Genomic DNA, 1,006 nt, shown 5'->3' with positions numbered 1-1,006 from the left:
AGATTCTGGAGAATTTAATTGACGAATAACTGAGGAAGAAGTTGATGGACCATTTCTTAAATTTACATTTTTCCCAAGAATATAAGCGATTCCCTTCGTTTGAGGTGTCGGTTGTGGGTTAGGGGGTTGTGGATTTGGAGCTACTCCAAAAATAGCTGCTATTCCATTTGCATACGCTTGACTTAGATCTTCAATAAATTGTGGATTTTTTAATAAATTTGCATCAAACGCTGTATCAATAAAAGCAGTCTCAGTTAAAATTGCATCCATTGTGGTTTCTCTTAATACCGCATAATTTTCTTTTTTTGCTCCTCGATCACGAAGACCATATTTTGTTAATACAGGATTGACAGCTGTATGCATTTTTTGTTGCTTTGCATATGCAGTGCTGCTATTGGATAACGCATTATAAATATAACTTTCAAAACCTGTACCTCCGCCGCTATTAATATGAAATGAAATAAAATAATCCGCACTGAAAGCATTAGCAATATTAGCACGTTCAGATAAAGAAATAAACACATCACTATCACGTGTCATTTTAATTGTAATTGGGTAATTTACCGTTAAAATGTCTCGAACGCGTCTAGCAATTTGAAGTGTTAAGTTTTTTTCTACTAAACCATTACCAACAGCACCAGAATCATATCCACCGTGCCCTGCGTCTATAACAAGTTTCATTTTATTGCCCCGCCCCTTTCTTGTAATATGTTTGCATTTCTACTCGTCCTATTTTATGTGAAATGTACAGGTTCTGTTACAATTGCGAATAAAAAAACCGCCTTATGTAAGGCGGTTTCTATCATCTTGCTTTAACCAATTTAAAATAAATATATACGATTGATAGTGAACATAACGTATGCAAAATAAAATAAATAAAAGTGCTATTCCAACACCACTATAAAGTAAACCAAACTTTAAAAAAACATTTACAAGTGGTGGAAAGTTCATTAAATTTTGTAATGTACTAAGCATACAAAACATAATGAAAAAGACAGGGATGTAT

At 33.4% G+C, this 1,006-nt stretch carries 1 protein-coding gene and 1 pseudogene; both read right to left on the bottom strand.

The features are described from left to right. The coding region (locus tag ABWK52_RS23955; RefSeq protein WP_353772180.1) for an N-acetylmuramoyl-L-alanine amidase at window positions 1–681 on the bottom strand (681 nt) is incomplete at its 3' end. 102 nt (window positions 682–783) lie between these two features. After that, window positions 784–1,006: pseudogene (locus ABWK52_RS23950) on the bottom strand (hypothetical protein); the annotation flags it as partial.

The organism is Bacillus sp. AP50 (genome assembly GCF_040492675.1).
Lineage (GTDB): Bacteria > Bacillota > Bacilli > Bacillales > Bacillaceae_G > Bacillus_A > Bacillus_A cereus.
Note: the sequence above shows the minus strand (reverse complement) of the source record. Positions and strands in the feature narration are given on the sequence as shown.